Raw genomic sequence first — 14006 nt, forward strand, 5'->3', positions numbered from 1 at the left:
GATGGTCGTAACGCTTCTAGCATCCATTTTCGTCTTCGGCATCCTTGTCCTCGTGCATGAGGTCGGGCATTTCGTGGCGGCGAAGCTCACGGATATGCGCGTCGATCGTTTCGCGATTGGCTTCGGGCCGAGGATCGTCAAGTACACGCACGGCGAGACGGAATACTCCCTGCGTGCGCTTCCGCTGGGCGGCTTCAACGATATCGCGGGCATGGATGCCGCGAACAATACGGCGGGTGAGCGCGGCTATTGCGCGAAGTCGATTCCCGCGCGCATGATCGTCATCCTTGCCGGCTCTTTCATGAATCTCATCCTGCCGATCTTCCTTTTCTTCGGCATTTTCTTTTTCGCCGGCGTTTCTACGCCTTCGAGCGAGCCTGTGCTCGGCACGGTGGTACCGGGGCATCCTGCTGCCAATGCGGGACTCCTTGCGGGCGATCGCATCGTCGCCATCGAGGGTGCGCCCGTGAACTCGTGGCAGGACATCACGAGCCTCATTAAGGACGCGGACGGCAAGGTCCTGCACGTCGAGTACGAACGCGCAGGCGAGCATCAGACGGTGAGCGTCATTCCTGCTTACAACGCGCAGGAGAAGCGCTCGCTCATCGGCGTCAGTTCGTCCGTCACGACGCGCATGCCGGGCTTCTTCGAAGCCGCTGAGCTTGCCGTCACGCGCACGGGCACGACGCTCATGATGATGCTCTCGATGCTCGGGCAGATGGTCACAGGCGCACAGCAGGCCGATCTCGCGGGGCCCATCGGTGTCGCGCAGATCGCAGGCGAGGCGGCGCAGATCGGCGTCGTGCCGCTTTTGAGTCTCACGGCTCTCTTGAGCCTCAATCTCGCGATCATCAACTTGTTCCCGATTCCGGCGCTCGACGGCGGTCACTTCCTGACGCTCGTCGTCGAGGCCGTGCGCGGCAAGCCCCTTTCAGCGAAGGCGATGCACTACGCGCAGATGTTTGGTGTATCGCTTCTCGTGCTCTTGATGCTCTACGCGACGAAGAATGACATCATGCGCATCTTCGTTGGCGGTTGATATTTTTTGTTGAAAAAAGAAGGGTAGACCATGCAGAGGAAGATCACGCGGCAGATTCATATCGGCGCTGTCGCCATCGGCGGCGGGGCTCCCGTCTCCGTGCAGTCCATGACGAATACGAAGACGCAGGACGCACAGGCGACGGTTCGCCAGATCGAGGCGCTCGCGGCTGCAGGCTGCGACATCGTGCGCCTCGCCGTGCCCGACAAGGAAGCGGCGGCGAATATCGGCAAGATCAAGGCGCAAACGAAGGTGCCGCTCGTCGCCGACATCCATTTTGACTATCGCTTGGCGCTTCAGGCCATCGAGCAGGGCATTGATGCGCTCCGGCTCAATCCCGGCAATATCGGCGGAGCGGAGAACGTGCGCCGCGTCGCTGAGGCGGCAAAGGCGCGCGGCATACCGATCCGCATCGGCGTCAATGCAGGTTCGTTGGACAAGCGTCTTCTGGCAAAGTACGGTGGCGTCACGGCGGAAGCTCTCGTAGAATCCGCATTGGAGCATGTGCGCCTGTTGGAGGAGCAGGATTTTCATGATATGAAAATTTCGCTCAAGGCGCATGACGTGCCATTGACGCTCGCGGCATATCGCCTGATGAGCGAGAGATGCGACTATCCGCTGCATCTCGGCATCACGGAGGCGGGCACCGTACGCTCGGGCATCATCAAATCGGCAGTCGGCATCGGTGCACTTCTCGCTGAAGGCATCGGCGACACCCTGCGCGTATCTTTGACGGGCGATCCGATAGTCGAGGTGCGCGTCGCGCGAGAGATTTTAAAGTCCCTGGGGCTCAGAGATTATGGCCCGACGCTGATTTCCTGTCCGACGTGCGGCAGAACGGCCATCGACCTTCCTTCGATTGCCGAGCGTGTGGAGGAAAGGCTCAGCGGCATCGCGCGTCCCATCCAGGTCGCCGTCATGGGCTGCGTCGTCAACGGCCCGGGCGAAGCGCGCGGCGCCGATGTCGGCATCGCGGGCGGCAAGGGCGTCGGCCTCGTCTTCAGAAAGGGCGAGGTCGTGCGGCAAGTCAAGGAAGAAGAGCTGGTTGAAGAACTGTTCCGCGAGATAGACAGTATCTTGGAGGAAGAGCAGGTTTGAATAAAAGCGTCCGCTTGCCTTGAGCGGCAAAGTGCTTTCATAGATGGGGAATGCAGCGAACGAAGCGCACGCCCTAAGAGGAGGAAGTTTTCATTGCTTACATCGAAGTTATACGCGCCGACGTTGCGCGAGGTGCCTTCCGACGCTGAGATCACGAGTCATCGTCTCATGCTGCGTGCGGGAATGATCCGCAAGGCGGCGGGCGGCGTCTATACGTATCTGCCTCTGGCGTGGCGCACGATCAAAAAGATCGAGCAGATCATCCGCGAGGAGATGGATGCGGCGGGCGGGCAGGAACTGTGCATGCCGATCATGCAGCCGGCGGAGATCTGGCAGGAGTCGGGGCGTTGGAGCGTATTCGGACAGGAGATGTTCCGCCTGAAGGACTGCCATGGTCGTGAATTCTGCCTCGGCCCGACGCACGAGGAGATGATCACGACGCTCGTGCGCGATGAGGTGCGCTCCTACAAACAGCTGCCGCTCCTTCTGTATCAGATTCAGAACAAGTATCGCGACGAGATTCGTCCGCGCTTCGGACTCATGCGCAGCCGCGAGTTCATCATGAAGGATCTCTATTCCTTCGATAAGGACGAGGCGGGAGCCGACATTTCCTACAAGAAAATGTACGACGCCTATACAAACATCTTCACGCGCTGTGGCCTGAAGTTCCGTCCCGTCGAGGCGGACGCGGGTGCGATCGGCGGCAATCACACGCATGAGTTCACGGTGCTCGCTGCCGCCGGCGAGTCAGAAATTGCGTGCTGCACGGCGTGCGACTACGCGGCGAACGTGGAAAAGGCGGAGCTTCTTCCTATCGACGCATCCGAAGAAGAGGCGCAGCCTTTGAAGAAGGTCGAGACGCCTGCCTGCAAGACCATCGAGCTTGTTGCCGATTTCCTGCGCGTGCCGCTCGAAAAGACGATCAAGGCGGTCGCCTTTCAGGATGAAAATGACGCCCTCGTGCTCGCTTTCGTGCGCGGCGACCATGAAGTCAACGATGTGAAGCTGCAGAATGCCGTGGGGGCGCTTGAACTGCGCATGGCGGATGAGGCGGCGATTTCGGCAGCGGGCGGCGTCGCGGGCTTCATGAGTCCCATCGGCATCAAGAAGGGCACGAAGATCGTCGTCGACAGCACGGTCATGAAGATAAAGAATGCCGTTGCGGGTGCGAACGAGGTCGACGTGCATTATACGGGTGTGAATCCCGTGCGTGATTTCACGGGTGTCCTCACCGCAGATATCCGCTTGATGACGGCGGGCGATCCTTGCCCGCACTGCGGTGCGCCCGTTGAGATCACGCGAGGCATCGAGGCGGGACAGGTCTTCAAGCTCGGCACGAAGTACAGCGAGGCGCTCGGCGCGACCTTCCTCGATGAGAACGGCAAGGAGAAGGCGCTCTTCATGGGCTGCTACGGCATCGGCGTCGGCAGAACGATGGCGGCGGCCATCGAGCAACACAACGACGAGCACGGCATCATCTGGCCGCGTGCCATTGCGCCCTACGAGGTCGTCGTCGTTCCCGTCAATGCGAAGGCGTCCGAGCAGCTGGCGCTTGCCGAAGAGGTGTATGAGACGCTTCTGGCCGCAGGTGTCGATGCGATTCTCGACGACCGCAAGGATCGCGCGGGTGTGAAGTTCAAAGACGCCGACCTCATCGGCTATCCGCTGCGCATCACGATCGGCCCGAAAGCTTTGGAAGAGGGCAAGATCGAGCTGAAGGTGCGCCGCTCGGGCGAGAGCTGCGATTGCACGAAGGCGGAGTGCTTGGCGAAGGTACAGGAGCTTTTGAAAGATCTTTGAGTTTTTAGGAAGCGCAGATGTGTGAAGATGGGCGACTGAATTTATTAGTGCTTCCTTGATATGGGAGACTGCTGAGAAAGGAGTGGGAGCATCATGGAAGGAGAAATCCTCTGGAAGAAGGATCATTACGCCATACGTTACTTCGAGGATGGCGATGAACATCTGCAGTCGCTGGCATTGGGCGATGAGATCGAGATCCTCGTCAACGACGCATGGAAAAAGGTGAAGGTGGAGGCGAAGAACGGCGAGCCGGTTCTCGTCGGCGTCGGCTATGGCGACGGCATCGGCTGCCAGGCGCGTTTTGAGAAGAAGTAGCCGGAGGCGATGAGTATGGAGAAGATGGGCATAGTGTTCGCCGGCGGCAACGGCAACAGCGCTTATCAGATGGGCGCATGGAAGGCGCTGCGCAGCTACGAGCTTGAATCTTCCGTCAGCGTCGTCTCCGGAACGTCTTTCGGTGCGCTGAACGCCATGATGTTCGCGAGCGACGGCTACGAGAAGGCGGAAGTCATGTGGCAGAATGCCGCGAAGCTCAAGATTTCCAACGTGCCGATCACGAAGCTCAAGGAAATCTACGACATCATCGTGACGAGCGGGCTTTCCGGCGTATCGTTTGAGCAGTTTCTCGCACTTTTCGGGCATGGTCTTTTCGATGAAAAGAGTTTCGCTGCGTTCTTGGAAGAGCATCTGGATCTTTCCAAGGTGCGTGAAAGCATCGAGCACATCTTCGTCGGAGCAACGAAGTTTCCGACAGTCGAGCCTTCTTACTACGATGTCCTGCGCTATCCGGAGAAGATGCGCAAGGTTCTTCTGACTGCGGCGAATGCTCTGCCGATCCTCTACTCGCAGCTGCGCTTTTCCAACGGCGTCGTGCTCTGGGAGGGAAGCTTCACCGATCTTTCTCCGCTCCTGCCCGTCTACGAGGCGGGCGTGCGGCTGATCTTCGTGCTGCACCTGTCGCAGAGGAGCACTGTGCAGAAAAACCTTTATCCCGACGCGAAGATTTACGAGCTTTTTCCGCGCCCCGATTTCTCCGATCGCCCGGGCTGTGTCGATTTCACGCGTCTCGCTGTCGAAAAGCGCATGAAGGAAGGCTACGGCGATATGGTCGACTTGATTCAGAAGCTCATGAAGGAGGGCGTCGTAAGCTGCCCCATCGGTGATAAGATCAAGGAGGTCAAGGCGAAGGAAGGGGACTTCCTCAAGCAGGCGAAGCGGACGGAGGATCGCGAAGCCGAGCGAAAGCGCAGTGAGATCATGGAACTTTTGACGGAAAAATGAGGCGGGCGGCGCTTTTCTGCTGCCGCTTTTCTTTTGAATTTGTGTGAAAGGTGGAGGCGCATGCGGTATGGAAGGGCTGTGGTCTGGCTTCTGACGGGGATCTTGGCAGGGATGTCACCGACGGTGCAGACGGTTGATGCGGCGGCTCAGTCGAAACCGCCGGCTTCGTCCGCCGCCCAGGGTGCGGACGGCAAGACGAATACTGCGGGGACGGCGATGGATGAGGCGGCGTGGGAAGCCGCCTTGGCTGCAGGCGCGACGGTCAGCGCCGTGCATGGGACGGTGACGCCGGATCCGGCTGCAGCGCAAGCGACGCCGGATGCGAGTGCGGCCGCTGGCAAGGCGGATGTTACGCCAGCGGAAAATACGGGCGCAGCTCAAGCGGAGCGTCCTGCTGAGTCACCGACAGCAAATGAAAAGTCTGATGCAGCGCAGGCGGCGCTGACGCTCGATGGAGGCGCAGAGATGCAGCAGATGCAGCCTGCGCAGCAGATGCAGCAGGAAAGCGCGGTCGTACAGATGACGCCGTCCGAGGTTCAGGCGGCAAAGACGACGGCAGTTCCGAATGCGCCAGCACGCGTGCAGGAAATCATGCAGAAGTTCCGACTCTCGGGCAATCCGCGAAGCGGCGCCTACAGCTGGGTCTACACGTCGCCGACGTGGACGGCGGAAGCCATCAGCCGCCCGGCGGCGGGCAGCAGTTACTTCCTGCTCGCCGGCTCGGAAAACCTGCGCTTCCAGTCCTTTGACTGCGATGAAGTATGGTACTTTCATGAAGGCTGCGGCATGAGGCTGACGGTGCTCGGCGCCGACGGCACGGTGCGCACCTTCGAGCTTGGCGTGGGCGGCGCGGCTATGCCGATGGTTCTGATTCCCAAGGGACAGATCTTCGCGGCGGAGAATGTTGACTCTGCGGGCTACAGCTTCATCAGCTGCATGACGATTCCTGCCTTGGAGACGGCGGGAATCCGCGTCTGGCAGCGTGAGGAGCTTTTGGCAAGGTATCCGCAGGCGAAGGAAGCGATCGAGCGCTACACCGATGCGCCATGGGGAGCGGCTCGGACGCAGGAGACGGCACAGGCGGGAGGCGATATTCATGGCTGAAATGGTGCGCATGGAAACTTTGGAAGAGATCCGCGAAGGCTGCCATAAGAGTGTCAAGCGGTATGCGGTGCTGGGTGCGGCGAATGCGGTCAATCCGATTCCTGGACTCGACATCGGCGTTGATGCGGGACTCTGCCTGCGCATGATGGCGGATATGCGCGCACGTTTCGGATTGTCCAAGGAAGCCGAGAGCAAGCTGCGCCACTACGATGTCCTCGTACCGCTCGTCAAGAAGGTGTTTGACTTCGCGACGAAGGAGGGCGTGATGATCGTTTTGAAAAGCTTCGGCAAGCGCTACCTCGGCAAGACGACGGCGAAGTATGTGCCTTTCATCGGACAGGGAATCGCAGCGGCCGCTGGGTATGGCATGATGCGCTGGTTCGCACGCCAGTATATCGAGGACTGCTACGAGCTTGCACGCTTGGCGCGTGAGAATGCGGTCACAATCGATGCGGAGGCGAAAGTACTTCCTTAGTCTTATGGAAAAAATCTGGCAGACATGGTAGCCTTTATACTTGGATTTAAGAATCGACGGGAAGAGGAGAGACAGCGTGAACAGGGTGATCGTAAAAGTCACGGGAGAGCAGAAGGATGCGGCAGGCGATGTCAGCCGCATAGAGATGACGGCCATGGGCGAACATTACTTTCGCAACGGCAAGCACTACATCATCTATGAGGACACATCCCTTGCCGAAGGCGCGCCCGCCTCGACGATGCTTAAGGTCGCGGCAGATTCCCTGACGCTGACGCGGCGCGGCGCCGTCGAGCAGAAGCAGCGCTTCTCACCGCAGAGCGAGAGCCGCAGCCGCTACCGCACGCCCTTCGGCGATCTCGACCTCTGCGTTGCGACGCAGCGTCTTGATATCGCTTACGGCTCCGTCTCAGGTCGGATCGACGTCTCCTACGACATGCACATCAACGGCGAATGGCAGTCGGCGAACGAACTGCACATCGAGGTTGAGGCGGACGCATCGGAACGGCAGAAGCTGAACTGAGACGCCTTTTTCGCGGAGAAGATTAGGAGGATTTTTTTGGACATCAAGGAACAGTTGAGCGCAGCCATTCGTCAGGCGGCGGAACAGGCGATCGCCGACGGCGTGTTTCCGGCAGGAGAGCTTGCCGACATCCTGCTCGAAGTGCCGCCGGACAAGAAGTTTGGTGATTTTGCAACGAACTTTGCCATGCAGTCGGCGCGCGTCTTTCGCATGAATCCGAAGAAGATTGCCGAGGAGCTTATATCGCGCATCGAGGGCGACTGGCTCGATCATGCGGAGATCGCAGGGCCGGGCTTCATCAATTTCTATCTCAAGGGCAATGTGCTCTATGATCTGCTTCGCCATATATACGAAGGGGGCGAGGCGTGTTTCAACCTGCCGCAGAAAGATACGGCGCGCATCATGGTCGAATATGTGAGCGCGAATCCGACAGGCCTGCTGCACGTCGGGCACGGACGCGGCGCAGCGGTCGGCAGCGCCCTCGTCAATCTCCTGCGAGCGGCCGGCTATCCCGTTCACAGCGAATACTACATCAACGACGCGGGCAATCAGATCGACAACCTCGCGTCATCGGTCAACGCGCGCTACTTGGAACTGCTGGGCAAGGAGACGGCCTTTCCGGAAAATGGCTACCACGGCGCGGACATCATCGACACGGCGAAGCGCATCGTGGAAGCGGATGGCGAGAAGTATCTCTCGCTGAGCGAGGAACAGCGTCTCACCGCCTTCAAGGAGATTGCCTTGAAGGAAAAGCTTGCACAGCTGAAGGAGGATCTCGCCGCGTTCAACGTGACGTTCGACGAATGGTTCAGCGAGCGCACGCTCCATCCCGAGGCCGTGCGCGACGCTTGTCAGACGCTCAAGGAGAAGGGAAAGGTCTACGACAAGGACGGCGCCCTGTGGCTGCGCTCGACGGATTACGGCGATGACAAGGATCGTGTCGTCATACGTGACAACGGCGTGCCGACGTACCTTGCAGCGGATATCGCCTACCATCAGAACAAGTTAGAGCGCGGCTTCGGCCATCTCATCAACATCTGGGGAGCCGATCATCACGGCTATGTCTGCCGCGTCAAGGCGGCGCTCGCGGCGCTTGGCTATGCACCCGAGCAGTTGGAAGTGCTCCTCCTGCAGATGGTCAGTCTGTATCGCGGCGGCGAACTCGTGAAGATGTCGAAGCGCACGGGCGAGAGCGTGACGCTTGAAGAACTCATCGAGGAGGTCGGTACGGACGCGGCGCGCTACTTCTTCCTCATGCGCTCACTGGACAGTCAGCTCGACTTCGACCTCGACCTTGCGAAGTCGCATTCCAACGAGAATCCCGTCTACTATATCCAGTACGCGCATGCACGCATTTCGAGCATCTTTCGCCAGGCGGCCGACGCTGGAATCGAGACGGGCGGCACACCCGAGTTTTCGCGGCTCATCGATGAGACGGAAATCGCCCTGATCAAGAAGATCGAGGAATATGCGGAAGAGATCGAGCGTGCGGCGCGAGAGCGTGCGCCGCACCGCATCGCGCGTTTCGCTTACGATACGGCGGGGCTGTTTCACAGCTTTTACAACAAGTGCCGCATCGTAGGCGTGGAGCCGGCACTCTCGGGCGCACGCTTGGCGCTTGTGGCGGTCGCGAGGAATGTCCTGCGCCATGCGCTGGGGATTCTTGGCATTTCCGCGCCGGAGAAGATGTGACAGGAAGCAGGAGGTCATGATTTTGGAAAACATGGATTACGCGAAGCGCTCGGAAACGGATGTGGCGCATGACATTTTGAGTGAAAAGAACGAAGCGATGTACTACAAGGATCTCGTTCTGGAGGTCATCGACAAGAAGCGAAAGCCTGTGCAGTCGCTTTCTCATGCGATTTCGGAGGTTTACACGCTGATCAATATGGACAGCCGTTTCCACTACGAGGGAGAGGGGAAATGGGGACTGACGGAGTGGAATCCGCCTGAAGTGAAGCGCACGCACGCCTCGCGCACGGGCGCTTCTTCCAGCCCCAAGACGTCGCGCCGCCGCGAAAAGCTCTTGGAGGGCATACAGGAGGAATAAGGCTTTTGTGGATGCAGCTTGGCAGAGCATTTGGCCGAGACTGCAGGTGAAGTCGGTCTTTTTCGCAGGATATGCCGGAAACAGGGCAGGAGGAAAAAATGGCAAAGTATATTTTCGTTACGGGCGGCGTCGTTTCGTCCCTCGGCAAGGGCATCACGGCTGCTTCCTTGGGGCGGCTCTTGAAGAATCGCGGCATCAAGGTCACGATCCAGAAGTTCGATCCGTATATCAACATCGACCCCGGCACGATGAGTCCATACCAGCACGGCGAGGTGTTCGTCACGGACGATGGTGCGGAGACGGATCTCGATCTCGGACACTATGAGCGTTTCATCGATATCAACCTCACGAAAAACTCCAATATCACGGCGGGCAAGGTCTACAACAACGTGCTGACGAAGGAACGGCGCGGCGATTATCTGGGCAAGACGGTGCAGGTCATCCCGCACATCACGAATGAGATCAAGCAGCGCGTCTATGATGTTGCGGCCGCTGACGGCGCCGACGTCGTCATCACGGAAATCGGCGGCACGGTAGGCGATATTGAGAGTCTGCCGTTTCTCGAAGCGATCCGCCAAGTCAAGAAAGAGGTTGGACGCTACGATGTGCTCTACATCCATGTGACGCTCGTGCCGTACATCGCGGCGGCGGGCGAACTGAAGACGAAGCCGACGCAGCACAGCGTCAAGGAACTTCGCGGCATCGGCATTCAGCCCGACATCCTTGTTTGCCGCGCGGAAAAAGAAATTTCGAGCGATATGAAGGAAAAGCTTGCTCTCTTCTGCGATGTGGACAAGAGCGCCGTCATTGAAAACCTCACGGCGCCGACGATTTACGAGGTTCCTCTGATGATGGCGAAGGAAGGCCTCGACAAGATTGTGCTCGAAAAGCTCCACATGGATTACAGCCCCGCGAACATGGAAGAGTGGGAGAAGATGGTCTTCAAGATCAAGCATCCCGCGAAGAAGGTCAAGGTCGCCGTTGTCGGCAAGTATGTGGATCTGCCCGACGCCTACATGTCGGTGACGGAGGCGCTGCACCATGCGGGCATCGCGAACGATACGGACGTCAAGATCGCTTGGGTCAATTCGGAGGCAATCGAGGCGGCGGACGTCGAGCTCAGCGAGGTCTTTGCAGGGTGCAAGGGAATACTCGTTCCGGGTGGCTTTGGCGACCGCGGCGTCGAGGGCAAGATTCGCGCCGTGCAGTACGCGCGTGAGAATGCGATTCCGTTCCTCGGACTGTGCCTCGGCATGCAGTGCGCCGTCATTGAGTTTGCGCGTCACGTCTGCGGCATGACAGACGCCCATTCGACGGAATTCAATCACGAGACGAAGCATCCCGTCATCGACCTCATGCTCTCGCAGAAGGACGTCGAGGACAAGGGAGGTACAATGCGCTTGGGGACTTACCCGTGCAAGCTTCGGGAAGGCTCGAAGAGCCTTGCCGCTTACGCGGAGGAAGAAATCAACGAGCGCCATCGCCATCGCTACGAGTTCAACAACGATTTTCGTGCCGAGCTTGAGCGTGCGGGGCTTGCCGTCGCGGGAACACTGCCCGACGACAGCCTCGTCGAGATCGTCGAGGTCAAGAACCATCCGTGGTTTGTCGGCTCGCAGTTCCACCCCGAGCTGAAATCGCGTCCGAACCATCCGCATCCGCTGTTTCGTGATTTCGTGAAGGCGGCTCTTGAAGTGAAATGAAGATCTTCCTGACATTGCTCTTGGCGGCGCTTTTCTGCAGCGTCGCCCTTTTTTCGGAAAACGCTGCATTCGCCTCGACACTGGGGGAAAATGCACGGACGGCACAAGGGCGAAGGCCGGAGAGCGGTATCGTCGAAGGATTCTACGGCAGACCGTGGACGGAGGCCGAGCGGCGCATGATGCTGCACTTCTTGGGCGAGCACGGCATGAATCTCTACGTCTACGCGCCGAAGGACGATCCGTACCATCGCGAGAAGTGGCGAGAGCCGTATCCGCCGCAGGAGATGCTCGCGCTGAAGCGCCTTGCCGCCGAGGCGCGGACTGTGGGCGTGGAGTTGGTTTTCGCTGTATCGCCGGGACTCGACCAGCGCTTTTCGGGTTGGGCAGGCGAGGCGGATGAAAAGGCCATGCTGCGAAAGCTGGAATCTGTTCATGCGATGGGCGTTGAGCGTTTCGCCATATTCTTCGACGACATCGAGAACAAGGACGGCAGGGCGCAGGCTCTTTTCGTGAATCGCCTGAATGAGGAGCTTTTAGCACGTCACCTCACGGAAAAGCCACTGTTTGTCGTGCCGACGGAATATTTTCTGCAAGATATGGAGACTGCTGGCGTGGCGAAGTCCTACACGCGCGAATTTGCCGCGCAGCTCGATGACGATATCGTCGTTCTGTTCACAGGAGAAGGCGTCGTGCCCGAAGGCATAAGCGCCGAAGATATGACGGAGGCTGAGCGCCTTTATGGGCGGACGCTCGGCATCTGGTGGAACTATCCAGTGACGGATTACTTGCCGGGCAAACTCGCGCTCGGCCCCATACAGGGATTGGATGAAACTGTGGCGGAGCGTGCGCCCGTGTTCTTGATGAATCCGATGGACAAACCCTATCTTTCGCGCATCGCCTTGGCTACGGGCGCAGAGTGGCTCTCTTCGCCCGCCTCGTATGATGCGGAAAGAGCTTGGTATACCGCCATCCGTGAGCAATACGGCGGCTTGGCAGGGGCGATGGAACTTTTCGCGCTTCATTCGCGCCGCATGGAAAAGGATTGGGCACATACGGGCGCACTCGATGCGCCTGTGCTGAAAGAGCAGATGGAAGCTTTCTGGCAAAAGGTGGAGCGTGGGGAAAGGGCCGAAAAGGAAGCGGAAGCCCTCGCAAAGGAATTTCGTCGCCTGAAGCGTGCTGCCAAGCAGTTGAAGGAGAAGCTTCCACCGGAAACTCTTGCCGAATGCCTGCCGCAGCTCCAGCTCTTTGCTCAATATGCGGAGTCGGCGGAAACGTCCCTCGCGATGGTGAAAGCGCAGCGCGAAGGAAGCTTTGCGCACGAGGCGGCGCTTTATCAAAAAATCAAGGATGTTCCAACAGAGCAGCAAAAAAAGGAAGAACCGCGTCTCTCCGAGCAGGTGCTCGCAGATTTTATCGCGAGGGCGAAATCGTGGCATGAAATGCAAGAGGTTGGCGTAGGACGGAGGGAAAACTAGCCGATCGGTCTGCGCCTTGACCTCTTGGGAGGTTATGCTAGAATATATCAAAGATGTATGGATGTGCATTTTTCGTAGAGGAGGAGTTCTTTATGTCGTTTCTTGATTTGGCGAAAAAGCGCTATTCTTGCCGCAAGCTTTCGGCGCAGCCCGTGGAGGAGGAGAAGCTGCAAAAGATTTTGGAGGCGGGGAATCTCGCGCCGACCGCCCACAACAATCAGCCGCTTCATATCTGGCTTCTTGAGAGCGCTGAGGCGATGGAGAAGGTTTCACAGACGACATCCTTCATCTTCGGCGCACCCGTCGCCTTTGTTGTGGGCAGCAAGGCGGATGATGCTTGGGTACGTCCCTCTGACAAGAAAAACTTCGCCGATGTGGATGCGAGCATTGCGGCGACGCATATGATGCTGGCGATTGAAGACTTGGGACTTGGGACGACGTGGGTCGCGCATTTCGATGCGCCGAAACTCAAGGAGTTTTTCCCCGAGATGGCGGATTATGAGCTTGTGGCGATTTTTCCCGTCGGCTATCCTGCCGAGGATGCTGCGCCCTCGCCGCGTCATGCCGAGCGTGTGGGTGTAGAGAAGCTTGCCGATTGGCTTTGAGAGATTGTTGTTGCCCCGCTGCACGCATGTTGCGGCGGGGTTTTCCTTATGGAGCGGATTTTGTTGAATGCGAGGAAGATTTATGACATACGTTGAGCGATTGCAGGATATTGTGCGCACGCTGCGCTCCGAACATGGCTGCCCATGGGATCGGAAGCAGACGCATGAGAGCATCAAGCCAGGCTGCATAGAGGAGGCGGTCGAGGTACTCTGCGGCATCAACATCTTAAGGGAGACGGGGAAGGCGGACAACTTGCGCGAAGAGCTTGGCGATCTCCTGCTGCAAGTGATCTTTCACGCACAGCTTGCAGAAGAGGCGGGGCTTTTCACGTTGGAGGATGCAGCGAGAGCCGCTGCAGAAAAGATGGTGCGCCGCCATCCGCATGTGTTTGGCGAGCCTGTCAAGGATGCGGCGGGCAAGTCTCTGACGGAGTGGACGGCGATCAAGGCATGGGAGAAGCGCGGGCGCGAATGGGAGGAAGCGTACCTGCCCGACGCATTTGAAGAGGCGGCGCTGCTCTTGCAGAAGGCGAGGGAACGCAAAAAGCTGTAACCGATGGGCGTTTCAGCTCCTCAACGCCCATTGACACATTGTTCGTTTTATTGTAAGCTGAATCCGAAAACAACTTCATATTTTGCCGATCGGGTGCGCGCTGCGCTTAATAGAGAAGCAGGTGAAAGACCTGCGCTGTTCCGCAGCTGTAATGCAGAGTCGACCTCATGATGTCACTGGGAAACTGGGAAGGCGAGGAAGACGAGGATGCAGAGCCAGAAGAACTGCCCGATCGAAGCGCTGTTATTATTCCTGCGAGAGACAGGAAGGCGTGGCTCGTGTTTCGTGCGCCTTTTTGCT

Annotated in this window: 14 protein-coding genes and 1 riboswitch; all 14 genes read left to right on the top strand. The window is 58.6% G+C overall.

Translation table 11 applies throughout. The features are described 5' to 3' along the window. Nucleotide 1: 1 nt before the first annotated feature. The 14 genes from rseP to HMPREF1153_RS04325 all read left to right on the top strand — a co-directional run bounded on the left by rseP (nucleotide 2) and on the right by HMPREF1153_RS04325 (nucleotide 13706). Nucleotides 2-1039 carry an RIP metalloprotease RseP gene (rseP, locus tag HMPREF1153_RS04260; protein WP_009645685.1) on the top strand — a complete coding sequence of 346 codons (1038 nt, stop codon included), beginning with the start codon at nucleotides 2-4 and terminating at the stop codon, nucleotides 1037-1039. A gap of 30 nt (nucleotides 1040-1069) precedes the next feature. Next, on the top strand, nucleotides 1070-2137 hold the full coding sequence (gene ispG / locus HMPREF1153_RS04265) for a flavodoxin-dependent (E)-4-hydroxy-3-methylbut-2-enyl-diphosphate synthase (RefSeq protein ID WP_009645698.1): 1068 nt from the start codon (nucleotides 1070-1072) through the stop codon (nucleotides 2135-2137). A 93-nt stretch (nucleotides 2138-2230) separates the two neighbouring features. Further along, the gene (locus tag HMPREF1153_RS04270; RefSeq protein WP_009645646.1) at nucleotides 2231-3937 is read left to right on the top strand and encodes a proline--tRNA ligase; all 1707 of its coding nucleotides are present in this window, start codon (nucleotides 2231-2233) and stop codon (nucleotides 3935-3937) included. Nucleotides 3938-4030: 93 nt separating this feature from the next. Next, nucleotides 4031-4252: a DUF5348 domain-containing protein gene (locus tag HMPREF1153_RS04275; protein ID WP_009645619.1), complete on the top strand. Its 222-nt coding sequence runs from the start codon at nucleotides 4031-4033 to the stop codon at nucleotides 4250-4252. A gap of 15 nt (nucleotides 4253-4267) precedes the next feature. Beyond that, nucleotides 4268-5218 carry a patatin-like phospholipase family protein gene (locus tag HMPREF1153_RS04280; protein WP_009645655.1) on the top strand — a complete coding sequence of 317 codons (951 nt, stop codon included), beginning with the start codon at nucleotides 4268-4270 and terminating at the stop codon, nucleotides 5216-5218. Nucleotides 5219-5278: 60 nt separating this feature from the next. Beyond that, entirely contained in the window at nucleotides 5279-6322 is a 1044-nt protein-coding gene (locus HMPREF1153_RS04285; RefSeq protein ID WP_037369807.1) for a cupin domain-containing protein, read from the top strand. Beyond that, nucleotides 6315-6797, top strand: coding sequence for a DUF697 domain-containing protein (locus HMPREF1153_RS04290; RefSeq protein ID WP_006191867.1), 483 nt, complete (start codon nucleotides 6315-6317; stop codon nucleotides 6795-6797). The genes HMPREF1153_RS04285 and HMPREF1153_RS04290 overlap by 8 nt, the downstream gene beginning before the upstream one ends. Nucleotides 6798-6873: 76 nt before the next feature. Next, entirely contained in the window at nucleotides 6874-7317 is a 444-nt protein-coding gene (locus HMPREF1153_RS04295; RefSeq protein ID WP_009645703.1) for a DUF1934 domain-containing protein, read from the top strand. Nucleotides 7318-7353: 36 nt separating this feature from the next. Then, nucleotides 7354-9009, top strand: a complete 1656-nt coding sequence (gene argS / locus HMPREF1153_RS04300; protein ID WP_009645635.1) for an arginine--tRNA ligase — start codon at nucleotides 7354-7356, stop codon at nucleotides 9007-9009. A gap of 31 nt (nucleotides 9010-9040) precedes the next feature. Continuing rightward, entirely contained in the window at nucleotides 9041-9367 is a 327-nt protein-coding gene (rpoE, locus tag HMPREF1153_RS04305; protein WP_037369833.1) for a DNA-directed RNA polymerase subunit delta, read from the top strand. 98 nt (nucleotides 9368-9465) lie between these two features. Continuing rightward, nucleotides 9466-11070, top strand: a complete 1605-nt coding sequence (locus HMPREF1153_RS04310; RefSeq protein WP_009645692.1) for a CTP synthase — start codon at nucleotides 9466-9468, stop codon at nucleotides 11068-11070. Next, nucleotides 11067-12548 carry a protein O-GlcNAcase gene (locus HMPREF1153_RS04315; RefSeq protein ID WP_009645715.1) on the top strand — a complete coding sequence of 494 codons (1482 nt, stop codon included), beginning with the start codon at nucleotides 11067-11069 and terminating at the stop codon, nucleotides 12546-12548. Before HMPREF1153_RS04310 ends, HMPREF1153_RS04315 begins: the two co-directional genes overlap by 4 nt. 92 nt (nucleotides 12549-12640) lie before the next feature. Beyond that, nucleotides 12641-13153 carry a nitroreductase family protein gene (locus HMPREF1153_RS04320; RefSeq protein WP_009645614.1) on the top strand — a complete coding sequence of 171 codons (513 nt, stop codon included), beginning with the start codon at nucleotides 12641-12643 and terminating at the stop codon, nucleotides 13151-13153. Nucleotides 13154-13235: 82 nt separating this feature from the next. After that, the gene (locus HMPREF1153_RS04325) at nucleotides 13236-13706 is read left to right on the top strand and encodes a MazG nucleotide pyrophosphohydrolase domain-containing protein (protein WP_009645696.1); all 471 of its coding nucleotides are present in this window, start codon (nucleotides 13236-13238) and stop codon (nucleotides 13704-13706) included. Nucleotides 13707-13780: 74 nt separating this feature from the next. Further along, nucleotides 13781-13953, top strand: a riboswitch (cobalamin riboswitch). Nucleotides 13954-14006 lie beyond the last annotated feature (53 nt).

Source organism: Selenomonas sp. CM52 (genome assembly GCF_000292955.1).
GTDB lineage: Bacteria > Bacillota > Negativicutes > Selenomonadales > Selenomonadaceae > Selenomonas.